Consider the following 21,344-nt stretch of genomic DNA (forward strand, 5'->3'; position numbering starts at 1 on the left):
GCGGTCGTTTGGTCGCGCAAACTACACCTTGCGCCTTCGTAGTGGAAGCGGATAGATACCGCCCGAGAGATAAATGGGATCGAGGCACATGTTCGATACGATGACATTCACCAAGATCGTCGGCGGTCTCTGCGGCGCGCTGCTGATTTTCCTTCTGGGCAAATGGGCCGCGGAACTGATCTATCACGGCCCCGGCGGGCATGGTGAGGATCATGCGCAGGGCTACGTGATCGACACCGGAAGCGAGGGGAGCGAAGGCGGCTCGGAGGGCGAGTCCGGCCCGAGTTTCGCGGAGCTTTTCGTGTCGGCCGATACCGGCAAGGGCGAGCGCGTCTTCAACAAGTGCAAGGCCTGCCACAACCTCGAAGAAGGCGCCAACGGGACGGGCCCCTACCTGCACGGCGTGGTCGGCCGCGACGTGGGCACGGCCGACGGGTTTTCCTATTCCGGAAGCCTTGTCGCGGTGGCCGATGTGTGGACGCCGGAGAACCTGAACGAATTCCTTGAAAGCCCCTCCGGTTACGCGCCGGGCACGACGATGGGCTTCTCGGGCCTGGGCAGCATCGAGGACCGGGCCAACCTGATCGCCTTCCTCGACCAGACCGATGGTGACACTTACGAGATGGAAGTGCCCGAGGAAGAAGCGTCGGACGAAGGTACCGAAGAGGCCTCTGCCGAGGGTGAAGAGGGTGCATCGGACGAGGGTGAAGCCGCCGAGGAAGGCGCTTCTGACGAGGGCGCCGCCGAGGGTGAAGCCGCCGAGGAAGGCGCTTCGGACGAGGGCGCTGCCGAGAGTGAAGCCGCCGAGGAAGGCGCTTCTGACGAGGGCGCTGCCGAGGGTGAAGCCGTCGAGGAAAGTGCTTCGGACGAGGGTGCTGCCGAGGGTGAAGCCGCCGAGGAAGGTGCTTCGGACGAGGGTGCTACCCAGGGTGAAGCCGCCGAAGAGGAGGCTACTGCCGAGGGTGAAGCTACCGAAGAAGGCGCCGCGGACGAGGGTGCTGCCGAGGAAGAGCCCGCCGAAGAAGGCGCGTCGGACGAGGCCGCCGAGGAAGAAGAAGCTTCGGCCGAAGGCGACGGTTTCGCGGCGATGGTCGCATCGGCTGATCCCGCCGATGGCGAGAAGGTCTTCCGCAAGTGCAAGGCCTGTCACGTGGTCGAAAGCGAGCAGAACCGTGTCGGGCCCCACCTTGTTGGGCTCGTGGGCCGCGATGTCGCCAGCGTCGAGGGGTTCCGCTACTCCGAGGCCCTGCAGGAGCTCGGCGGGCAGTGGACAGAGGACCGGCTGAACGAGTGGCTGGAAGATTCCAAGGGAATGGCGCCGGGCAACAAGATGGCCTTTGCCGGTCTCAAGGACGAGGAAGACCGCGCCGCCGTGGTCGCCTATATCGAGAGCCAGGCGAACTGAACCCGGCAGAAACACGCGTTGAAGGCCACCGACCCGGACGGGACGGTGGCCTTTCGCTTGTCAGGCCCCATATTGGGGGAAAACAGACGTAACAGCGCTTGAATGTCCTCGGCGGCCTTGATTAGCCTTGCGGCAAAGAAAAGCGCCAGATCGCAGATCGGCAGGAGGTAGAAAGAGATGATCCGATACAACAGCCGGGCCCGCGCTGCGCGCTTTGCCCCCCGCGCGATGGTGGCGGCCTTGACAGGGCTTTGCATCGCGGCGCTGCTGGCGCAGACGGCGCTGGCACAGGAGAGCGGCGACGAGACGATCATCAAGAGTCACGGCTACTCGTTCTTCGGCGACCTGTCCTACCCCGAGGACTACGAGCATTTCGATTACGTGAACCCGGATGCGCCCAAGGGCGGAGAGATTTCCCTGGCGCTGTCGGGCAGTTTCGATTCGATGAACCCCTACACGCGGAAGGGCAAGGCCGCGGCTCTGTCGACGGTGATGTATGAAAGCCTGCTGGGGCAGGTTCTGGCCGGCAGCGGGGCGTTGCCGGCGGATGATTACGACGAGATGTACGGGCTGCTGGCGCACACGATCGAGTACCCCGAGGACAAGTCGTGGGTCATCTTCCACATGCGCCCCGAGGCGGAGTTTTCCGACGGTACGCCGGTCACCGCGCATGACGTGCTCTTCAGCCATAACCTGTTGCTGGACGAGGGGCTGAAATCCTATGCCGAGGCGGTGCGCAAGCGCATTCCCAAGGCCGAGGTGATCGACGATCACACGATCAAGTTCTACTTTGCCGACGGCATTTCGCGCCGGTCGCTGATCGACCAGGTGGGCAGCGTGCCGGTTTGGTCGAAGAAGTGGTTCGAGGAGAGCGGCGCGAAGCTGGACGAAAGCCGTCTGGAGACGTCGCCGGGCTCGGGGCCCTACGTGATCGAGGATATCGACGTGAACCGCCGGGTGATCCTCAAGCGTAACCCGGATTATTGGGGCTGGGACCTGCCGATCAACAAGGGGCGGCACAATTTCGATACCATCCGGCTGGAGTATTTCGCCGACAGCACCGCCGCCTTCGAGGCGTTCAAGGCGGGCGAGGTGACGTACCGGACAGAGGCAGACCCGAAGAAATGGGCCAGTGGCTATGACTTCCCGGCGCTGAACCGTGGCGACGTGGTGCGCGAGGAGCTGCCCGATGGCATGCCGCCAAACATGAGCGGGATCGTCTTCAACCTCGGGTCGGAGCCCCTGAAGGACAAGCGGGTTCGCGAGGCGGTGGCGCTGGCGCTGAATTTCGAATGGACCAACAAGTCGCTGCTTTACGGCCTTTACGAGCAGCAGCGGTCGTATTCCGACGGCACGCGACTGGAAGCCAAGGGCCTGCCCGAGGGCGAGGAACTGGAGTTCCTGAAGTCGCTGGGCGACGTGGTGCCCGAAGAGATCTTTACCGAGGAGCCGTGGGTGCCGCATGAATCCGATCCCGACCGGCTGAGCTCGCGCAAGAACCTGCGGCAGGCATTGAAGCTGTTCGAAGAGGCGGGCTGGACCGTGGGCGAGGGCGGCCGACTGCGCAATGCCGAGGGCGAGACCATGCGGCTCGATTTCCTCTTCAACGCGTCGGACGAGGCGACCAGCCGGGCGATCGCCGAGAACTTCATCGTGAACCTAAAGGCGATGGGCGTGGATGCGCGGTTCGAGTCGGTCGATTCGTCGCAGTATTCCCTGCGAGAGCGGGATCGGGATTACGATCTTGTCTTCGATGGCTACCCGGCGCTGCTGGGCACCGGCACGGGGCTTGCGCAGCGGCTTGGGTCGGAAGCGGCCGAGTACAGCCTGTTCAACCCCGCCGGGCTGGCCAGCCCGCTGGTGGACCGGATCATCGAGGAATCGCTGATGACCGAAAGCCAGGAAGAGGAGGACGTGACGATCCGTGCTCTCGACCGGGCTCTGAGGCACGAGTTCATCGTGATCCCGGATGGCTACAAGCCCGATCACTGGGTTGCCTACTGGGACATGTACGAGCATCCAGAGGAAATTCCGCCCTATGCGCTGGGCACGCTGGATTTCTGGTGGTTCAACGAGGAGAAGGCCCAGGAGCTGAAGGCGTCGGGGGCGCTGCAATGACCCCACGCCGTTTTGCGGCCATACTGACCCCGCGCCGGAGGGCGTGCTGACGTGGGCGCCTATATTCTTCGCAGGATCCTGCTGATCATCCCGACGCTGTTCGGCATCATGGTGATCAACTTCGTGCTGGTACAGTTCGTGCCCGGCGGGCCGGTCGAGCAGATCATCGCCGAGATGCAGGGCGAGGGCGACGTGTTCGGCGCCTTCGCCGGCGGGGGGGAGGACGCCACGCTGCAGCAGAGTCAGGGCGAGGGCTACATGGGGGCCCGGGGCCTTCCGCAGGAGTTCATCGACGAGCTGGAGGCGCAGTACGGGCTGGACAAGCCGCCGCTGGAGCGGTTCGTCAACATGATGTGGAACTACATGCGGTTCGACTTCGGCGAGAGCTATTTCCGCTCGATCAGCGTGACCGACCTTGTTCTCGAAAAGATGCCGGTGAGTATTTCGCTCGGGCTGTGGTCGACGCTCATCGCCTATCTGATCTCGATCCCGCTGGGTATCCGCAAGGCGGTGCGCGACGGGTCGAGCTTCGACAGCTGGACCAGTGGCGTGATCATCGCGGCCTACGCCATCCCCGGCTTCCTGTTCGCGGTTTTGCTGGTGGTTCTGTTCGCAGGCGGGAGCTATTGGCAGATATTCCCGCTAAGGGGGCTGACCTCGGACAATTTCGCCGACCTCAGCCTGTTCGGCAAGATCGTCGACTACCTGTGGCACATCACGCTGCCGGTGGTTGCGACGACCATCGCCTCCTTCGCGACGCTGACGCTGCTGACCAAGAATTCGTTCCTCGACGAGATCAAGAAACACTACGTGATGACCGCACGGGCGAAGGGGCTTTCCGAGCGCAAGGTCCTGTATGGCCATGTCTTCCGCAACGCGATGCTGATCGTGATCGCGGGCTTCCCGGCGGTGTTCATCGGGGTGTTCTTCGGCAGCAGCCTCCTGATCGAGACGATCTTCTCGCTCGACGGGCTGGGGCGGCTGGGCTTCGAGGCGGCGCTGAGCCGGGATTACCCGGTGATGTTCGGCACGCTGTTCCTGCTCGGGCTGATCGGGCTGCTGGTGAATATCGTGAGCGACTTGTGCTACGTGCTCGTCGACCCGCGGATCGATTTCGAGACGCGGGAGGGGTGATGCGGACGATTTGTTTTTCGCAGTGTGAAGAGTGGCGCTGCCCCACGTTTGATGCCTTGCAGGCATTCAACGCTCCCCGGGATACTTCCGACCAGAAGAAGCCGTGGGGTTGCGCAGGATGAAGCTTTCGCCGCTCAACCGGCGCCGCTGGCGCAATTTCAAGCGCAACAAGCGGGCGCTCTGGTCGCTGATCATCTTCTCGGTGCTGATGGTGATCACCCTGCCGGCCGAGTTCGTGGCCAATGACCGGCCGATCCTGGTGCGCTACCAGGGCGAGTTCTACACGCCGATCTTCAATTTCTATCCCGAGACGGCCTTCGGCGGGGATTTCGCGACCGAGGCGATCTATGCCGATCCGGAGGTCGAATGCCTGATCGTGTCGGGCGGTCGCGAGGATTGCTTCGACGATCCCGAGGGGGTGATTGACGACGCGCAGGATGGCGAGATCGGCGGAGAGGCGATCAACAAGGGCTGGACCCTCTGGCCGCCCATTCCCTACAGCTTCGACACGCCGGTCGACCGGCCCGGCGCGGCGCCACTGCCGCCAAACGAGCAAAACTGGCTTGGCACCGACGGCACCAAGCGCGACGTGCTGGCGCGGGTGATCTATGGCTTCCGGCTGTCGGTGCTGTTCACGCTGATCGTGACGTTCCTGTGCAGCGTGATCGGGATCTTCGCAGGCGCTGTGCAGGGGTATTTCGGCGGGCTGACCGACCTGATCTTCCAGCGGATCATCGAGATATGGTCGGCCACGCCGCAGCTTTACGTGATCATCATCCTGTTCGCGATCTTGCCACGAAGTTTCTGGCTGCTGGTCGGGATCATGGTGTTTTTCGGCTGGATGGCGCTGGTGGGTGTCGTGCGGGCCGAGTTCCTTCGCGCCAGGAACCTTGAATACGTGCGCGCCGCCAAGGCGCTGGGCGTGGGGAACCTGACGATCATGTTCCGCCACATGCTGCCCAACGCGATGGTGGCGACGCTGACGCTGCTGCCGTTCATCGTGACCGGCACGATCGGCACGCTGGCGGCGCTCGATTTTCTTGGTTTCGGGCTGCCCTCGTCGGCGCCGAGCCTGGGCGAGATGACCCTGCAGGCCAAGCAGAACCTGCAGGCGCCGTGGCTGGCCTTCACGGCCTTCTTTGCCTTCGCGATCATGCTGTCGCTTCTGGTGTTCATCTTCGAGGGCGTGCGGGACGCCTTCGACCCGAGAAAGACCTTCGAATGAGCGCGGCGGCCGCCTCCCCCTGGCTTGGCCGGGTCTTCGTTGCGGCGTTGGCGGTGCATGGCGGCATCGTCGCGGCGCTTTTGGTCGCGGCGCTTTGGGTTGCCGGGATCGGCGTGGGCGCAGATTCGGCGCCTGACGGCGTCGGTTCGGTGCTCATCGCGCTGCCGGTGCTGCTGCCGGCGCTGCCCTCGACAGTAGCGCTGCTGTCGGCGTGGATGTGCCGTCGTCGGGGCTGGCGGCCGTCGCCAACACATATGGCGCTGAGCACCGGGGCCGCGGCGCTGTTCCTGCTGCTGTTTATCGGGAGCTACCTGACATGAGCGATGCCGTTCTCGACGTGCGCGACCTGACGGTCAGCTTTTCCCAGGATGGCCGGACCATCGAGGCGGTCAAGGGCGTGTCCTTCTCGGTCGGGCGGGGCGAGACCGTGGCGCTGGTGGGCGAGAGCGGGTCCGGCAAGTCGGTGACCGCGCTTTCGACGGTGTCTTTGCTGGGCGCGTCGGCCAGGGTCGGCGGCAGTGTCACCTATGACGGGCAGGAAATGATCGGCGCGTCGGACAAGCGCCTGCGCAACGTGCGCGGAAACGATATCAGCTTCATTTTCCAGGAGCCGATGACCTCGCTCAACCCCCTTCACACGCTGGAGAAGCAGATCCGCGAGAGCCTGCAGCTTCACCAGGGGATCGTCGGTGACGCGGCGCGGGACCGGATTGTCGAACTGCTCGACATGGTGGGCATCCGCAACCCGGAAAGCCGCCTGAAGGATTATCCGCACCAGCTGTCGGGCGGGCAGCGGCAACGGGTGATGATCGCCATGGCACTGGCCAACAAACCCGATATCCTGATCGCCGACGAGCCGACCACGGCGCTCGACGTGACGATCCAGGCGCAGATCCTGGAACTCCTGGCACGAATCAAGCGCGAGGAAGGGATGGGTCTCTTGTTCATCACTCATGACCTCGGGATCGTCGAGCGGATCGCCGACAGGGTCTGCGTTATGAAGGATGGCAAGATCGTCGAGGCGGGACCGACCAAGGAGATCTTTGCCAACCCGCAGCATGCGTATACGCAGAAGCTCCTGGGGGCGCGGGCCACGGGCGAACCCGCGCCGGTGCCCGAGGGGGCGCGAACCATCGTCGAGACCGAGGGGTTGCGGGTGTGGTTCCCGATCCAGCGGGGGTTCCTGCGGAAGACCACGGGCCACATCAAGGCGGTGAACGACGCCACGATCTGGGTGCGCGCGGGCGAGACGCTGGGAATCGTCGGCGAAAGCGGGTCGGGCAAGACGACGCTGGCGATGGCGGTGATGAGGCTGGCATCGTCGCAGGGCCGGATCACCTTCGACGGCGAGGACGTGCATCGCTGGTCGACCCGGCAGCTTCGCAAGCGGCGGGCGGATATGCAGATCGTCTTCCAGGACCCGTTCGGCAGCCTGAGCCCGCGGATGACATGCGAGCAGATCATTTCCGAAGGGCTGGGTGTGCATGGCAACCCCGATGGCCGGTCGCCGCGAGAGCTTGTGGCCGAGGTGATGGAGGAGGTCGACCTCAACCCCGCCACGATGGACCGCTACCCCCACGAGTTTTCAGGCGGGCAAAGGCAACGGATCGCCATTGCACGGGCGATGATATTGCGGCCCAAGATGGTGGTGCTGGACGAGCCGACCAGCGCGCTCGACATGACGGTGCAGGTGCAGATCGTCGACCTGTTGCGGAAGTTGCAGGAGAAATACGGGCTGGCCTACCTGTTCATCAGCCACGACCTGAACGTGGTCCGGGCGATGAGCCATAACGTGGCGGTGATGAAGGACGGCGATATCGTCGAATACGGTTCGGCGCAGGAGATCTTCGAGAACCCGCGCACGGCCTATGCCAGGACGCTGCTGCACGCGGCCCTGGATCTGAAGTCGTCGGTGCCGGCATGAGGGGCGAGGCCCCGGATCAAGTCCGGGGCGTGCGGATGTCTCAGATGGCTGAGCTGTGGCCGGCCTTGTCGAGTTCGTAGGCGTCGAGGTTGCGGGCGACCATGCGGGTCAGTGGCCGCGCCTCCTGCGGGATCGAGAGACCTTCGGGATCGATGCGAAGCAAGCCATCGAAATCCCGGTTGATCCGTTCCAGCATGGACGAAAGCGCCGGGGCCGAGACACCGAAGCGGCTTCGGATTTCAGCGGCGTCGATCCGGAATTCGCACATGAGTTGTTCGATCATCCGGCCGCGCATCAGGTCTTCCGACGTGAAGACATGGCCGCGCGTGGTAGAGAAGCGCCCCTCGCGGATGGCGGCGGTGTGGGCGCCGGTGGCGGGGGCGTTCTGGGCATAGCCTTGCGGGAATCGCGAGATCGAGGAGGCGCCGACGCCGATCAGCACCTCGGCGGTGTCGTCGGTGTAGCCCTGGAAATTGCGGCGCAGGCGGCCGGTCTTCCGGGCGATGGACAGCCCGTCATCCTTGGTGGCGAAGTGGTCGATGCCGATCTCCTCGTAATGATCCCACAGGAAGAGGCGGCGGGCGGTGTCGAAGAGGTCAAGCCGTTCCGCCGGGGTGGGCAGGGCGTCGGACGGGATCATTTGCTGACGCTTGGCCATCCACGGCACGTGGGCATAGCCGTAAAGCGCCACCCGGTCGGGGTTGAGCGATAGGAGTTTCTGGACGCTTTCGGTAATCTTCGCGCGCGACTGGTGCGGCAGGCCGTAGAGGATATCGGCATTGAGGCTGGCGACGCCACGGGCGCGGATTTCTTCCACCGCGTCACGGGTGATGTCGTAGCTCTGCATCCGGCCGATGGTGGCCTGGATGTCAGGGTCGAAGTCCTGCACGCCTATGGAGGCGCGGGTCATGCCGGCGCGGGCCAGCGCGTCGAGCCGGGCGGCGTCGATCTCGTTCGGGTCGATCTCGACCGAGAACTCGGTGCCGTCGGCGAAGGGTGCGACCTCCTGGATCGCGCCGGCGAGGTCTTCCATCATCTGCGGTGACAGCAGGGTCGGCGTGCCGCCGCCCCAGTGCAGGCGGGACAGTTTCACGCCTTCGGGCAGGTGTTTGGCCAGCAGGCGAAGCTCGGTCTTGAGGGTTTCGAGATAGGCCGCGACGGGCTTGTCGGTCTGCGTGCCCTGCGTGCGGCAGGCGCAGAACCAGCAGAGCCGCCGGCAGAAGGGCACGTGGACATAGAGCGATATCCTCGACCCCGGCGCGATGGCGCCGATCCAGCTTGCGAACCGATCCGACCCCACGTCCCGCCCGAAATGGGGGGCGGTGGGGTAGCTTGTGTAGCGTGGCACCTTAGCGTCAAAAAGACCCAGTTTGCCCAGTTGAGATTTCGTAACCATGGAATTACCCTTAGAGCAGGTCGACGAGACGATCTTTGACGCAGATCAACCTTTGCCGCGTGTGAGCCCCCATGTTGAATGAATCTGTCAAAGCCGTTCCCCGGGAATGCGGGGATTGCCCGATCAGGCATCGGGCAGTCTGTGCGCGCTGCGAGGCGGACGAGCTGGAGCATCTCGACAAGATCAAGTACTACCGCAGTTTCGAAGCCGGCCAGACGGTGATCTGGGCCGGGGACAAGATGGAGTTCGTGGGCTCGGTCGTCTCGGGCATCGCCACGCTGACGCAGGCGATGGAAGACGGCCGCACGCAGATGGTGGGCCTTCTGCTGCCGAGCGATTTCGTCGGCCGTCCGGGGCGCGAGACCGCGGCCTACGACGTGGTGGCGACCACCGACATGGTGATGTGTTGCTTCCGCCGGAAGCCGTTCGAAGAGATGATGGTGGTAACGCCCCACATCGCGCAGCGGCTGCTGGAGATGACCCTCGACGAGCTGGACGCGGCAAGGGAATGGATGCTGGTTCTGGGCCGGAAGACGGCGCGGGAGAAGATCGCATCGCTTCTGTCGATCATCGCGCGGCGGGACGCGTCGCTGACCTTCGGCAAGACGACGGGGCCGATGGTGTTCGACCTGCCGCTGACGCGGGAGGCGATGGCGGATTACCTCGGGCTTACGCTGGAGACGGTGAGCCGGCAAATCTCGGCGCTGCGCAAGGACGGGGTGATCGTGCTGGAAGGCAAACGGCACGTGACGGTGCCGGATTTCAACCGCCTGATGGAAGAGGCGGGCGATGACAGCGACGGCGGGTTGCTGGCCTGAACCAAAACTCCGACCGGAATTTTCCAGGTTGAATTCAAGGTGGCGCCCGCCCCGGAGGTTGGGGCGGGGGCCTTTGACCGTGTCAGTGCGCCATCAGCACCGGAAGCCTCGCATCTTCCAGCATCGAGCGGGTGGCGCCGCCAAAGATCGCCTCGCGGAAGCGGGAATGGCCGTAGGCGCCCATCACCATCAGGTCGGCGTCGATATCCGTGGCATGGCGGATGAGGATGTCGGAGACCTTTGGCAGTGTCTTGGACAACACGTCGATCTCGACCTTCACGCCATGGCGGGCGAGATACTGCGACAGCATCCCGCCCGGGTCCGAGCGCGTCGGCCCGTGCGTGGGCGGATCGATGATGGACAAGTGAACCTGGTCAGCGGTTGTCAGGGCCGGCAAGGCCGCTCGGACCGCGGCGAGCGCCTCGGCACTTTCGTTCCATGCCACGACAACGCGCCGGGGCGAGACAGCTGGCGCGGCGGTGGGCGGCACGATCAGCGCGGGCGTCCGGCCGTCGAAGAGCACCGATTCGGCGGCCGGCTCGAGCTCGGCGCCGCGGCCCTCGCCATAGGGTTGCGGCAGGATCGCAAGGTCCGAGAACCTGGCTCGCGACGCCACGTGGCGTCCCAGATCGGCAAGCTGGCACACGCCCTTCTCGCTGGCCCAGAGCATGTCTTCGCGCCCGAGGCGCTGACGCACCTTCGCGTCGATCTCCTCGGCCTCTTCCTGGGCGCGGGTGATGGTTTCCTGAAGCACCACGGCACTCGCGCCGGCGTAGTAATACCCGGTCTGGCTACGGTCGACGCCAAGGCAGAGCACGTCGAGATGCGCGTTATGCGCGCCAGCCATGGCGATGGCGTGGTCGAGGGTTTCATCGACCAGCGCCGTATCCGTCAGAACGGAAAACAGGCAGTTGTAGGACATTTCGCCTCCCTTAACAAAGCGTTCATAACCGCAGGCTAGGGCGGAAAGGAAACCCGCGCCTTGATGCGTGTCAATTTACTGTGCAACTTTAGGTTTAGGAATGGTGCCGGCCATCATTGATGTAGATCAAGGCGGCAAACCCGCCGGGGCAGCATTACGGCACCAGTAAAACGCGCCTGCGCGGTGATTCCATTTCCGCAGCAGTCGAGGACGAAGGGACGAAGAGTTATGGCGAACTACATCAAGCTGATCGCGCTTGGCGTCATCGTGCTTCTGGCATTGATGGCGGCCAATTTCGCGCGCGATCTGGCCTATCTGGTCAATGCGCTGACAGTGGCGCTGGCGGCCGGGGGGCTGTTCATCTGGGTTCTGCGCAACACCGACGAACCGGTGATTCGGCAGGACCTGTCCGGGGAATACATGGACGAGGTGATTCGCTACGGCGTGATCGCGACTGCGCTCTGGGGCGTGGTCGGGTTTCTCGTTGGCACGTTCATCGCGTTCCAGCTTGCCTTTCCCGAGCTGAATTTCGAGTGGTCGCAAGGCTTCCTGAATTTCGGCCGGCTGCGGCCGCTGCATACCAGCGCGGTGATCTTCGCCTTTGGTGGTAACGCCCTGATCTGCACGTCCTTCTACGTGGTCCAGCGAACCAGCGCGGCGCGCCTCTGGGGCGGGAACCTGGCGTGGTTCGTGTTCTGGGGCTACCAGCTTGTCATCGTGCTGGCCGCGACGGGCTACGTGCTGGGCGCCTCGCAGGGCAAGGAATACGCCGAGCCGGAATGGTATGTCGACTGGTGGCTGACCATTGTCTGGGTCGCCTACCTTCTGGTCTTCGCCGGCACGCTGATGAAGCGGAAAGAGCCGCATATCTACGTGGCCAACTGGTTCTACCTGTCGTTCATCCTGACCGTCGCAATGCTTCATATTGTCAACAACCTGTCGATCCCGGTCTCGATCTTCGGCTCGAAATCGGTCCAGGTCTTCTCGGGCGTGCAGGACGCGATGACGCAATGGTGGTACGGCCACAACGCCGTGGGCTTCTTCCTGACTGCCGGCTTCCTGGGCATGATGTACTACTTCGTGCCGAAACAGGCCGAACGGCCGGTCTTCAGCTACAAGCTGTCGATCGTGCACTTCTGGGCGCTGATCTTCATCTACATCTGGGCCGGTCCGCACCACCTGCACTATACCGCGCTGCCCGACTGGGCCTCGACGCTTGGCATGGTGTTCTCGGTCATCCTGTGGATGCCGTCCTGGGGTGGCATGATCAACGGCCTGATGACGCTGTCGGGCGCCTGGGACAAGCTGCGCACCGACCCGGTGATCCGGATGATGGTGATCTCGATCGGCTTCTACGGCATGTCGACCTTTGAAGGGCCGATGATGTCGATCCGCGCGGTCAACTCGCTGTCGCACTATACCGACTGGACGATCGGACACGTGCACTCCGGCGCGCTTGGCTGGAACGGCATGATCACCTTCGGCGCGCTTTACTTCCTGGTGCCCAAGCTTTGGAACAAGGAGCGGCTCTACAGCCTGAGCATGGTGAGCTGGCACTTCTGGCTCGCGACGATCGGGATCATCCTCTACGCCGCCGCCATGTGGGTGACGGGTATCATGGAGGGCCTGATGTGGCGCGAAGTGGATGCCAACGGTTTCCTCGTGAACTCGTTCGCCGACACCGTGGCCGCCAAATTCCCCATGTACGTCGTGCGTGGCCTGGGCGGGGTGCTCTACATCAGCGGCGCAATCATCATGTGCTACAACCTCTACATGACCATTCGTCGGAGCCCGGCCACTCAAGCGGCCGCCGGTTCCGCGGTCCCGGCTGAATAAGGAGGGCCGGACAATGGCAAACGAATCCAACAAGAAACCCGCGATGCCGGCCTCTGCCACGGGTGTCGGCGACCGACCGAAGAAAAAGACCTTCCTCGACCGGCACCAGATCCTCGAACGGAACGTCACGCTGCTGGCGGTACTGTCGCTGATCGTTGTGTCGATCGGCGGGATCGTCCAGATCGCGCCGCTGTTCTGGCTGGAAAACACGATCGAGGATGTGGAGGGCATGCGCCCCTACACCCCGCTCGAGATGGCCGGGCGTAACATCTACATCCGCGAAGGGTGCTACGTGTGCCATAGCCAGATGATCCGGCCGATGCGGGACGAGGTGGAGCGTTACGGGCATTACAGCCTTGCCGCCGAAAGCCAGTACGATCACCCGTTCCAGTGGGGCTCGAAGCGGACGGGGCCGGACCTTGCCCGCGTGGGCGGCCGGTATTCGGACGAGTGGCATGTCGACCACCTGCGCGACCCGCAATCGGTGGTGCCGGAATCGGTGATGCCCAAGTACGGCTATCTTGAAGACAGGCTGATCGAGGGCGAGCATATCGGCGACGTTCTGGCAACCAACGCCTTCGTCGGGGTGCCTTATAGCGAGGAGATGATCGAGAACGCGCAGGCGGATTTCGCGGCCCAGATCGACCCCTACGGCGATTTCGACGGCCTGGTCGAGCGGTATGGCGAGAACGTCAACGTGCGCAACTTCGACGGGGCGGCCGGCATTTCCGAGGCCGACGCGCTGATCGCCTATCTGCAGATGCTGGGCACGCTGGTCGACTTCTCGACCTTCACGCCCGTGGCCAGCCGGTAAGGGAGGATATCATGGAAACCTATTCCCTGCTCCGCCAGTTCGCCGACAGCTGGATGCTGCTTTTCCTGTTCGCCTTCTTCATCGGCGTCGTGGTCTGGGTGTTCCGGCCCGGTGCGTCGAAGAAATACGAGGACACGGCCAGCATCCCCTTCCGGTACGAAGACAAGCCCGCGCCTGACCGCGCGGAGAGCGCCAAGGAGGCGTGAGGACAATGGCAAAAGAACCGCAAATCCAGAACAACGATCCGGAAACCACCGGGCACGAGTGGGACGGCATCCAGGAGTTCAACAACCCGCTGCCGCGCTGGTGGGTGTGGGTGTTCTACCTCACGATCGTCTGGGGCATCTGGTACAGCGTCGCCTACCCGGCATGGCCGGGGATCAAAGAGGCCACCGCCGGCTACATGGGCTGGTCGACCCGCGCCAACGTGGCCGAGGAGATTGCCGCGGCCGAGGCGGCGAATGCCGGGATCAACGAGAAGCTGGCCTCGGTCGAGTTGACGGCGATCCAGGGCGATGACGAGCTGCAGGGCTATGCCACTTCTGCCGGGGCGGCCGTGTTCAAGACATGGTGCGCCCAGTGCCACGGGTCGGGCGCCGCCGGGGCCAAGGGCTATCCCAACCTGCAGGACGATGCATGGCTCTGGGGCGGCACCATGGAGGATATCCACACCACCGTCACCCACGGAATCCGCAACGAGGAAGACCCCGACGCGCGGTATTCCGAAATGCCCGCCTTTGGCGAGATCCTCGAAAAAGAGGAGATCGGGCAGGTGGTCAACTACGTCATGACCCTGTCCGGCCAGGAGCCGCGCGATGCCGAGGCCGCAACGGCCGGGGAGCAGGTGTTCCTCGACAACTGCGCGGCCTGCCACATGGATGACGGCACTGGCGACCGGGCGCAGGGTGCGCCGAACCTGACCGACGCGATCTGGCTCTACGGTGGCGATTACGACACCGTGCACGACACAGTGACCTACAGCCGCTTTGGCGTGATGCCTCCGTGGAACCAGCGCCTCTCCGAGGCCGAGATCCGCGCCGTCACGACATATGTCCACCAGTTGGGCGGCGGCGAGTAGGCCGCTTACGAGAAACTCGCGGGCGGAGTGAGTGCTGCCCGCGAGCCCTGGCACCGGCCGTTCCGTCCTGTTCGCGCGTTTCCTGGAACGGTCGGTGCCTTCTTTTACCAGAAATCAGGTTGATCGAAAGGCCGGGCCGCGGCCCGGCAGGCGGGCTCAGCTGCGGAAGACGTGCCCAAGGGCGCGTAGCACGGCTTCGGGCGCCTCGAGCTGGGGCAGGTGGCCCACGCCCGGCAGCGCCTCGAACCCGGCTGCGGGCATCCGCCCGTGCAGGGCGCGGCCACGGGCGAGCGGAATCCACGGGTCGGCCTCGCCCCAGAGGATGTGCACCGCGCAGCGGACATCGCCGAACATCGGCTCGATCTCGGCGGTGAAGCGCTCGTCGGCCTGGGCGAACTGCCGGTAGAAGCTGGTGCGCCCGGCCTCATCGAGCCAGGGGGCGACCAGCGCCTCGGCATCCTCGGGGGGCAGGGCCGTGACCAGCGCGCCGTCGATATAGGCCCGGACGATTGCCTCGTGGATATGCGGTGGCAGGCCGGTGAAGGCGTCGACATGGCGGCCGACATGGTCGAAGAACTCCGACCCCCAGGGCCGCATCGCCACCACGTTCATCAGCACCAGACGGTCGAATTCCGCCCCGTGAAGGAGATGCGCGCGAAGCGTGGTCGCGCCACCGAAATCATGTGCCACCACGCGTGGCCGGTCGAGACCCCAGTGGGTCAGCATGTAGGCGAAGACCTCGCCCTGTATGTCGAGCCCCGTAGGTTGTTCGGCGCGTTTCTCCGACCGGCCATAGCCCGGCATATCGTACCAGTAGACGGTGTGGCTGCGGGCGAGGGCGGGAATCAAGCGGTGCCACGATACCGAGGACCACGGCCAGCCATGCGCCAGCACCAGCGGTGGGCCGGCCCCGGCGCTGCCCCAGGCAACGGTGCCGGCGGGGGTGATGGCGGTGCGGGTCAGGTGCCAGGCCATGGGTGTCCTTCCAGTTCGGTCAAAAAAAGCCCGTGGCGCGGCGGGGATGCCGGGGCCACGGGCCAGTCAGGGGAGAGACTGGGGCGCACGGTGCGCGCGCGCCCCGTATCGGGGTCAGCGAAGGGGATATGGCCAGCGCCGGCCGCGCCACGGCCAGCGCTCCGTCTGGCGTTCGCGGGCGGCGAGGCCGGGGTGGAACATAAGCGTGTCCATCAGAAGCGCCGGCCTGCCAGGTGCGCCTCGATCTCGGCGTTGCGGCGGTTGTCGAAGCGTTCGCCGCGGACCCAGTGCGAAGGCGCGCTCCAGTGGTCGCGGTGTTCGTTACGGGTGGCGGTCCTGAAAGTATTTGCGAAGATGTGGAACATGGCGTTTCCTTTCGTTAGGCTGCTGCATGCCTTGGAATATGGGCTACGGCGGGTCATGATGCGACTCAGGAAAAATTGGTTAATGTAAGGTGGGATTACATGATTGACTGGATCGCCCTGCCGCCCCTTTCGGCGCTCCGCGCCTTTGCTGCCCTGGCGGAAAGCCGGTCGGTGACGAAGGCCGGCGAGCGGCTGAACGTGAGTCATGCCGCTGTCAGCCAACAGATCCGCACGCTCGAGACCCATATGGGCCTGTCGCTGGTCGACCGGTCGGGCCGGCGGCTGGAGCTGACGCCCGAGGGCGCGCAACTGGCCGAGGCGCTGACAGAGGGGTTCGGCACGATCTACCGCACGATCCAGGCGCTGACCGGGGCCGACGCGGCGCGGCCCCTGCAGATATCGACCACCCAGCTTTTCGCGAGCACCTGGCTGATGCCGCGGCTGCTGGATTTCCAGACCAAGCACCCGGGTGTCGACCTGATGGTGCACCCCACCGCCGAGATCAGCGACCCGGCGCCGGGGGGGATCGACCTGTGCCTGCGGTTCGGCGACGGAAACTGGCCGGGGCTCGAGGCCGAGATGCTGGTGCCGGCGGATATCGTCATCACCGCCGCGCCGTCGCTGGTGGGCGAGTGCGACGTGGTAGAGCCGGCCGACCTGTTGCGGTTTCCGTGGCTGCAGGAACTGGGGACCAACGAATCGATGGACTGGCTGCGCTCGCACGGGGTGACGGAGGGCTGCGTGAAAAGCCTGACCCACGTGCCCGGCAACCTGATGCTGGAGGGGGCGAGGGCCGGGCAGGGAGTGATCAGCACGGCGATGTCCTCGGTCGAGGAAGATGTCAAGGCGGGGCGGCTGCGCATCCTGTTCCGCGATGCGGGCGAGACGGGCTATCACATCGTGACCCGCCCCGGCATCCTGCGCCCGCCGGCCAAGGCGTTTGTCCAGTGGCTCAGGCGGCACGGCAAGGAGGCCGCGGCGCTGACCGAGGCGTGAGCCGGCGCCACTGCGGCATCGACCCGCATTCCGCCCGGCGCGGGAATAGATCAATTTCAGAATCAGAATTTGATGCAGGTCAAAGCCCTGACGGGGCCGGTCTGAGAAAAGGTCGGATAACCCGCCACAACCAGTGGAGTGATTCCCGTTGGCCGACACTCAGCCAAGCGCACCGCCGAGCCTCTATGCCGCGCGCGAGCCCATCTTTCCCAAAAGGGTCTACGGCAAGTTCCGCAACCTGAAATGGGTGATCATGATCATCACCCTCGGCATCTATTACCTGACCCCGTGGATTCGTTGGGATCGCGGGCCGGAGCTGCCCGACCAGGCGGTTCTGGTCGATCTTGCGCATCGGCGGTTCTTCTTCTTCTGGATCGAGATCTGGCCGCACGAATTCTATTTCGTGGCCGGCCTTCTGGTGATGGCGGGGTTGGGGCTGTTCCTGTTCACCTCTGCGCTGGGCCGGGTCTGGTGCGGCTACGCCTGCCCGCAGACGGTATGGACTGACCTGTTCATCCTTGTCGAGCGCTGGATCGAGGGCGACCGCAACGCCCGCCTGCGCCTGCACCGGCAGAAGAAGCTGGATGCGCGCAAGGTGCGGTTGCGGCTGACGAAATGGGCGGTGTGGTTGCTGATCGCGGTGGCGACCGGCGGGGCCTGGGTGTTCTATTTCACCGATGCGCCGACGCTGCTGGTGGACCTGTTCACGCTTCAGGCGCACCCGATCGCCTATACCACCATCGCCATCCTGACCGGCACGACGTTCTTCTTCGGCGGCTTCGCGCGGGAACAGATCTGTATCTATGCCTGCCCGTGGCCGCGCATCCAGGCGGCAATGATGGACGAGGACACGCTGACCGTGGGTTACCGCGAATGGCGGGGCGAGCCGCGCAAGCATTCCGAGGCGGTGAAGGCGGGCGAGCCGCAGGGCGACTGCATCGATTGCATGGCCTGCGTGAATGTCTGTCCGATGGGGATCGACATTCGCGACGGGCAGCAGATGGAATGCATCACCTGCGCGCTGTGCATCGACGCCTGCGACGACATCATGGCCAAGACCGGCAAGCCGCGCGGCCTGATCGACTACATGGCGCTGACCGACGAACAGCGCGAGCGCCAGGGCCAGCCGCCCAAGCCGGTGATCAAGCACATCCTGCGGCCCCGCACGATCCTTTACACGTCGCTGTGGTCGCTGGTGGGGCTGGGGCTTCTGTTCGCGCTGTTCATCCGGGCCGATATCGACCTGACCGTGGCGCCGGTGCGCAACCCGACCTTCGTGACCCTGTCGGACGGGTCCGTACGCAACACCTACGAGGTGCGCCTCCGCAACAAGCATGGCGAGACGCGGCCGTTCACCCTTTCAGTGAGTGACAACGACGCGGTTCAGCTTGAGCTTGAAGGAACGGCTGACGCTACGGTAGAGGTTGGGGCGAACGCCCAGAGGCTTCAGCGGGTCTACCTGATCGCGCCCGCCGGGTCGGCGGCGGCACAGGCTGAACGCAGCGACGTGCGCCTGTGGGTCGAAGACGAGATCAATGGCGACCGGGTCTACAAGGACACCATCTTCAACGGGAAGGCGAACCAGTGATGGCCGAGAAACAGATCACCGGGAAACACGTGCTGATCGGCTTCGTCATGGCCTTCGGCGTGATCATCGGGGTGAACATCCTGCTGGCGGTCTCGGCCGTGAAGACCTTTCCGGGGCTCGAGGTGAAAAATTCCTACATCGCCAGCCAGACATTCGACGACCGCAAGGCCGCGCAGGAGGCGCTGGGCTGGACCGTGGGGGCACATCACCACGAGGGCATCCTGACCCTGTCGATCACTGACGAGGCGGGCGAACCAGTGCGCGTGGCCAAGCTGGACGCCACTGTTGGCCGGGCTACGAACGTGGCACAGGACGTGACGCCGGAGTTCCGGTTCGACGGCAACGCCTACGTGGCGCCGGTGGACCTGGGTGGCGGCAACTGGAACATCCGGATGGAAGCGGTTGCGGGCGACGGCACGGCGTTTCAACAGCGTGTCGTTCTGATCAAGGATTGATGCAGGGATGGCGGGCACGATCGAATATCCAGTACATCGCGCCCCGGCGCCGGCCCGGGGCCTTGCGGCTGGCGGGGAGGTTCCGGTGCGGGGGCCGGGACAGGTGGCGCGATGACCGCCACGATGCGCCCCTCTGCCTCGGCCTGTCCGGCCTGTTCGGCGGCGCCGGCGGCCGAAGCGCTGGCCGGAAACGGCGAATGTGGGGCAAATATCGCCCTGAGCCTGCCGACGATCCATTGCTCGGCCTGCATTACCAAGATCGAGAAGGCGCTGAACGCCGATCCACGGGTGCATTCGGCGCGGGTGAACCTGACACTCAAGCGGGCAAGCGTCGAGGCCGACGAGGATGTCACCGCGCAGGACATGAAGGCGCTGGTCGAGGGGCTGGGCTACGAGGCGCACGAGCTTGACCCCGGTACGCTCAACGCCACGTCCAACGACCGGGCCGGGCGCAACCTGCTGATGCGGCTGGCGGTGGCCGGCTTCGCCTCGATGAACGTGATGCTCTTGTCGGTGTCGGTCTGGTCCGGCGCCGAGGATGCGACGCGGGACATGTTCCACTGGATTTCCGCGGCGATCGCCCTGCCGACGATCGCCTTTTCCGGCCAGCCCTTCTTCGTGAACGCCTGGGCGGCGCTGAAGAAGCGGCAGCTCAACATGGATGTGCCGATCACGCTGGCGATCCTTCTGGCAGTGGTCACCTCGCTTTGGGAGACGTCGCTGTCTGGCGAGCACGCCTATTTCGACGCGGCCCTGGCGCTGACCTTCTTCCTGCTGGCGGGGCGGTACCTGGATCATCGCACGCGGGCGATTGCCCGGTCGGCGGCGGAGGAGCTGACGGCGCTGGAGGTGCCGCGTGCGGTGCGGCTGCGCGACGGGGTTGAGCAGACGGTGGCGGTGGCCGAGCTCGCCGTGGGTGACATGGTGCTGGTGCGCCCCGGTGGGCGGATGCCGGTCGATGGCGAGATTATCGAGGGTACGTCGGAGATCGACAGGTCGCTGCTGACGGGCGAAACGGTCCCGGTGTTCGCCGGCGCCGGTCAGGCCGTGTCGGCCGGCGAGGTGAACCTGACCGGGCCGCTGAGAGTGCGGGCGACGGCGGTGGGCGCCGATACCTCTCTGCACCGGATGGCCGACCTTGTGGCGATCGCCGAGTCGGGGCGGTCGCGCTATACCTCGCTGGCCGACAAGGCGGCGAAGCTCTACGCGCCGGGGGTACACATCCTTGCCGGTTTGGCCTTCGTGGGCTGGTATCTCTACACCTTCGACGTGCGCACCGCCCTCAACATCGCGGCGGCAGTGCTGATCATCACCTGTCCCTGCGCGCTGGGGTTGGCCGTGCCGGCGGTGACCACGGCGGCAAGCGGGCGGCTTTTCCGCCGCGGCATGCTGATCAAGCACGAGACGGCGCTGGAGCGGCTGGCCGAGGTCGATGCGGTGGTTTTCGACAAAACCGGCACGCTGACCGAGGGAACGCCAGAGCTGACCAACCTGGGCGATCTGAAGCGGTCGGATGTGGAGCTTGCACTGGCGCTGGCGCAGGGGTCGTCGCATCCGCTGGCGCAAGCCATCACCAAGGCGGCAAGGGCGGCGGGGTATGCACCGGCCCGCGTGAGCGATGTCAGCGAGGTGCCGGGCTATGGTACGAGGGGTATCGCGGACGGGCAGGAGGTGCGGCTGGGCCGGGCGAGCTGGACCGGGGCCGAGGGTTTGGCGGTGACGGCGACTTTCCTTCAGCGGGGCGAGGGCGCGCCGGTGGGGTTCATCTTAGCCGACCGGCTGCGGACCGGGGCGGAGGAGGCCGTGACCGAGCTGAAGGCGGCGGGCAAGCAGGTGTACCTGATGTCGGGCGATACCACTGTGGCTGTCGAGGCGCTGGCGCAGAGGCTGGGGATAGAGCGCTGGATGGCCGAGGCGCTTCCGGCGGACAAGGCCGCGCGGGTGCGTGCGATGACCGACGAGGGGCGGCGCGTGCTGATGGTGGGCGACGGGCTCAACGATACTGCCGCGCTGGCCGCGGCGCATGTGTCGATCTCGCCGGCTTCAGCCTTGGATGCCGCGCGGGTGGCAAGCGATATCGTGCTGCTGGGCGGTGACCTGTCGCCCATCCCTTCGGCCTGCGGCACCGCGACATCCGCAACCCGCCGGATCCGGGAGAATTTCCGCATCGCCACCATCTACAACATCGTGGCTGTGCCGCTGGCGGTGGCGGGGCTGTGCTCTCCGCTGATCGCGGCCCTGGCCATGTCGGCCTCGTCGATTACCGTGTCTCTGAACGCATTGCGCCTGAGGTAG

General features: G+C 65.0%; 19 protein-coding genes. 15 read left to right on the plus strand and 4 right to left on the minus strand.

Annotation, left to right across the window (positions count from 1 at the left end; all coding sequences use genetic code 11):
* The first annotated feature begins 88 nt into the window (after window positions 1–88).
* From QUV18_RS09925 to QUV18_RS09950, 6 genes are all read left to right on the plus strand, one after another.
* Window positions 89–1,405, plus strand: coding sequence for a cytochrome c family protein (locus tag QUV18_RS09925; protein WP_300893721.1), 1,317 nt, complete (start codon window positions 89–91; stop codon window positions 1,403–1,405).
* A gap of 177 nt (window positions 1,406–1,582) precedes the next feature.
* Window positions 1,583–3,523: an extracellular solute-binding protein gene (locus QUV18_RS09930; protein ID WP_300893722.1), complete on the plus strand. Its 1,941-nt coding sequence runs from the start codon at window positions 1,583–1,585 to the stop codon at window positions 3,521–3,523.
* 51 nt (window positions 3,524–3,574) lie between these two features.
* Window positions 3,575–4,657 (plus strand): microcin C ABC transporter permease YejB, encoded by a 1,083-nt coding sequence (locus tag QUV18_RS09935; protein ID WP_300893723.1) that lies wholly within the window; start codon window positions 3,575–3,577, stop codon window positions 4,655–4,657.
* A 118-nt stretch (window positions 4,658–4,775) separates the two neighbouring features.
* Entirely contained in the window at window positions 4,776–5,882 is a 1,107-nt protein-coding gene (locus tag QUV18_RS09940; RefSeq protein ID WP_300893724.1) for an ABC transporter permease, read from the plus strand.
* Window positions 5,879–6,202, plus strand: coding sequence for a hypothetical protein (locus tag QUV18_RS09945; protein ID WP_300893726.1), 324 nt, complete (start codon window positions 5,879–5,881; stop codon window positions 6,200–6,202). Before QUV18_RS09940 ends, QUV18_RS09945 begins: the two co-directional genes overlap by 4 nt.
* The gene (locus tag QUV18_RS09950; RefSeq protein WP_300893727.1) at window positions 6,199–7,806 is read left to right on the plus strand and encodes an ABC transporter ATP-binding protein; all 1,608 of its coding nucleotides are present in this window, start codon (window positions 6,199–6,201) and stop codon (window positions 7,804–7,806) included. Before QUV18_RS09945 ends, QUV18_RS09950 begins: the two co-directional genes overlap by 4 nt.
* 40 nt (window positions 7,807–7,846) lie before the next feature.
* Here QUV18_RS09950 and hemN read toward each other — a convergent pair whose 3' ends face one another.
* The gene (gene hemN / locus QUV18_RS09955; protein ID WP_300893728.1) at window positions 7,847–9,202 is read right to left on the minus strand and encodes an oxygen-independent coproporphyrinogen III oxidase; all 1,356 of its coding nucleotides are present in this window, start codon (window positions 9,200–9,202) and stop codon (window positions 7,847–7,849) included.
* A 71-nt stretch (window positions 9,203–9,273) separates the two neighbouring features.
* Here hemN and fnrL point away from each other — a divergent pair, with 71 nt between their 5' ends.
* Window positions 9,274–10,020, plus strand: a complete 747-nt coding sequence (gene fnrL / locus QUV18_RS09960) for a transcriptional regulator FnrL (RefSeq protein WP_300893729.1) — start codon at window positions 9,274–9,276, stop codon at window positions 10,018–10,020.
* 82 nt (window positions 10,021–10,102) lie between these two features.
* On the opposite strand, the gene QUV18_RS09965 is transcribed toward fnrL, so the two are convergent.
* A complete protein-coding gene (locus tag QUV18_RS09965; protein WP_300893730.1) occupies window positions 10,103–10,942 on the minus strand; it encodes a universal stress protein in 840 nt (279 codons plus the stop codon).
* A gap of 228 nt (window positions 10,943–11,170) precedes the next feature.
* Here QUV18_RS09965 and ccoN point away from each other — a divergent pair, with 228 nt between their 5' ends.
* Genes ccoN through ccoP form a run of 4 tightly spaced genes read left to right on the plus strand, consistent with a single transcriptional unit; the run spans window position 11,171 to window position 14,670 of the window.
* Window positions 11,171–12,778 carry a cytochrome-c oxidase, cbb3-type subunit I gene (gene ccoN, locus QUV18_RS09970; RefSeq protein ID WP_300893731.1) on the plus strand — a complete coding sequence of 536 codons (1,608 nt, stop codon included), beginning with the start codon at window positions 11,171–11,173 and terminating at the stop codon, window positions 12,776–12,778.
* A gap of 43 nt (window positions 12,779–12,821) precedes the next feature.
* Complete coding sequence (gene ccoO, locus QUV18_RS09975) at window positions 12,822–13,592, plus strand: cytochrome-c oxidase, cbb3-type subunit II (protein ID WP_300893803.1); 771 nt, start codon at window positions 12,822–12,824, stop codon at window positions 13,590–13,592.
* Between the two features lie 11 nt (window positions 13,593–13,603).
* Entirely contained in the window at window positions 13,604–13,798 is a 195-nt protein-coding gene (locus QUV18_RS09980; protein ID WP_300893732.1) for a cbb3-type cytochrome c oxidase subunit 3, read from the plus strand.
* A 5-nt stretch (window positions 13,799–13,803) separates the two neighbouring features.
* On the plus strand, window positions 13,804–14,670 hold the full coding sequence (gene ccoP / locus QUV18_RS09985) for a cytochrome-c oxidase, cbb3-type subunit III (RefSeq protein WP_300893733.1): 867 nt from the start codon (window positions 13,804–13,806) through the stop codon (window positions 14,668–14,670).
* Window positions 14,671–14,826: 156 nt separating this feature from the next.
* Here the strand turns inward: ccoP and QUV18_RS09990 are convergent, their stop codons facing one another.
* Both QUV18_RS09990 and QUV18_RS09995 read right to left on the minus strand, forming a co-directional pair.
* A complete protein-coding gene (locus tag QUV18_RS09990; RefSeq protein WP_300893734.1) occupies window positions 14,827–15,645 on the minus strand; it encodes an alpha/beta fold hydrolase in 819 nt (272 codons plus the stop codon).
* 212 nt (window positions 15,646–15,857) lie between these two features.
* Window positions 15,858–16,010, minus strand: a complete 153-nt coding sequence (locus QUV18_RS09995; protein ID WP_300893735.1) for a hypothetical protein — start codon at window positions 16,008–16,010, stop codon at window positions 15,858–15,860.
* Window positions 16,011–16,109: 99 nt separating this feature from the next.
* On the opposite strand from QUV18_RS09995, the gene QUV18_RS10000 reads away from it, so the two are divergent.
* The 4 genes from QUV18_RS10000 (at window position 16,110) to QUV18_RS10015 (ending at window position 21,344) form a co-directional block, all read left to right on the plus strand.
* Window positions 16,110–17,006 (plus strand): LysR family transcriptional regulator, encoded by an 897-nt coding sequence (locus tag QUV18_RS10000; RefSeq protein WP_366914630.1) that lies wholly within the window; start codon window positions 16,110–16,112, stop codon window positions 17,004–17,006.
* 148 nt (window positions 17,007–17,154) lie between these two features.
* Window positions 17,155–18,594 (plus strand): cytochrome c oxidase accessory protein CcoG, encoded by a 1,440-nt coding sequence (gene ccoG, locus QUV18_RS10005; protein ID WP_300893736.1) that lies wholly within the window; start codon window positions 17,155–17,157, stop codon window positions 18,592–18,594.
* Window positions 18,594–19,049, plus strand: coding sequence for a FixH family protein (locus tag QUV18_RS10010; RefSeq protein WP_300893737.1), 456 nt, complete (start codon window positions 18,594–18,596; stop codon window positions 19,047–19,049). The genes ccoG and QUV18_RS10010 overlap by 1 nt, the downstream gene beginning before the upstream one ends.
* Window positions 19,050–19,160: 111 nt before the next feature.
* Window positions 19,161–21,344, plus strand: coding sequence for a heavy metal translocating P-type ATPase (locus QUV18_RS10015; protein WP_300893739.1), 2,184 nt, complete (start codon window positions 19,161–19,163; stop codon window positions 21,342–21,344).

Origin of the sequence: Roseovarius sp., assembly GCF_030373445.1 — a bacterium.
GTDB lineage: Bacteria > Pseudomonadota > Alphaproteobacteria > Rhodobacterales > Rhodobacteraceae > Roseovarius.

Bases quoted from the DNA above. Each gene is read 5' to 3' on its own strand.
- QUV18_RS09925 (WP_300893721.1), top strand. From the start codon at position 89: ATGTTCGATACGATGACATTCACCAAGATCGTCGGCGGTCTCTGCGGC.
- QUV18_RS09930 (WP_300893722.1), top strand. From the start codon at position 1,583: ATGATCCGATACAACAGCCGGGCCCGCGCTGCGCGCTTTGCCCCCCGC.
- QUV18_RS09940 (WP_300893724.1), top strand. From the start codon at position 4,776: ATGAAGCTTTCGCCGCTCAACCGGCGCCGCTGGCGCAATTTCAAGCGC.
- QUV18_RS09945 (WP_300893726.1), top strand. From the start codon at position 5,879: ATGAGCGCGGCGGCCGCCTCCCCCTGGCTTGGCCGGGTCTTCGTTGCG.
- QUV18_RS09950 (WP_300893727.1), top strand. From the start codon at position 6,199: ATGAGCGATGCCGTTCTCGACGTGCGCGACCTGACGGTCAGCTTTTCC.
- hemN (WP_300893728.1), bottom strand. From the start codon at position 9,202: ATGGTTACGAAATCTCAACTGGGCAAACTGGGTCTTTTTGACGCTAAG.
- fnrL (WP_300893729.1), top strand. From the start codon at position 9,274: ATGTTGAATGAATCTGTCAAAGCCGTTCCCCGGGAATGCGGGGATTGC.
- QUV18_RS09965 (WP_300893730.1), bottom strand. From the start codon at position 10,942: ATGTCCTACAACTGCCTGTTTTCCGTTCTGACGGATACGGCGCTGGTC.
- ccoN (WP_300893731.1), top strand. From the start codon at position 11,171: ATGGCGAACTACATCAAGCTGATCGCGCTTGGCGTCATCGTGCTTCTG.
- ccoO (WP_300893803.1), top strand. From the start codon at position 12,822: ATGCCGGCCTCTGCCACGGGTGTCGGCGACCGACCGAAGAAAAAGACC.
- QUV18_RS09980 (WP_300893732.1), top strand. From the start codon at position 13,604: ATGGAAACCTATTCCCTGCTCCGCCAGTTCGCCGACAGCTGGATGCTG.
- ccoP (WP_300893733.1), top strand. From the start codon at position 13,804: ATGGCAAAAGAACCGCAAATCCAGAACAACGATCCGGAAACCACCGGG.
- QUV18_RS09990 (WP_300893734.1), bottom strand. From the start codon at position 15,645: ATGGCCTGGCACCTGACCCGCACCGCCATCACCCCCGCCGGCACCGTT.
- QUV18_RS09995 (WP_300893735.1), bottom strand. From the start codon at position 16,010: ATGTTCCACATCTTCGCAAATACTTTCAGGACCGCCACCCGTAACGAA.
- QUV18_RS10000 (WP_366914630.1), top strand. From the start codon at position 16,110: ATGATTGACTGGATCGCCCTGCCGCCCCTTTCGGCGCTCCGCGCCTTT.
- QUV18_RS10010 (WP_300893737.1), top strand. From the start codon at position 18,594: ATGGCCGAGAAACAGATCACCGGGAAACACGTGCTGATCGGCTTCGTC.
- QUV18_RS10015 (WP_300893739.1), top strand. From the start codon at position 19,161: ATGACCGCCACGATGCGCCCCTCTGCCTCGGCCTGTCCGGCCTGTTCG.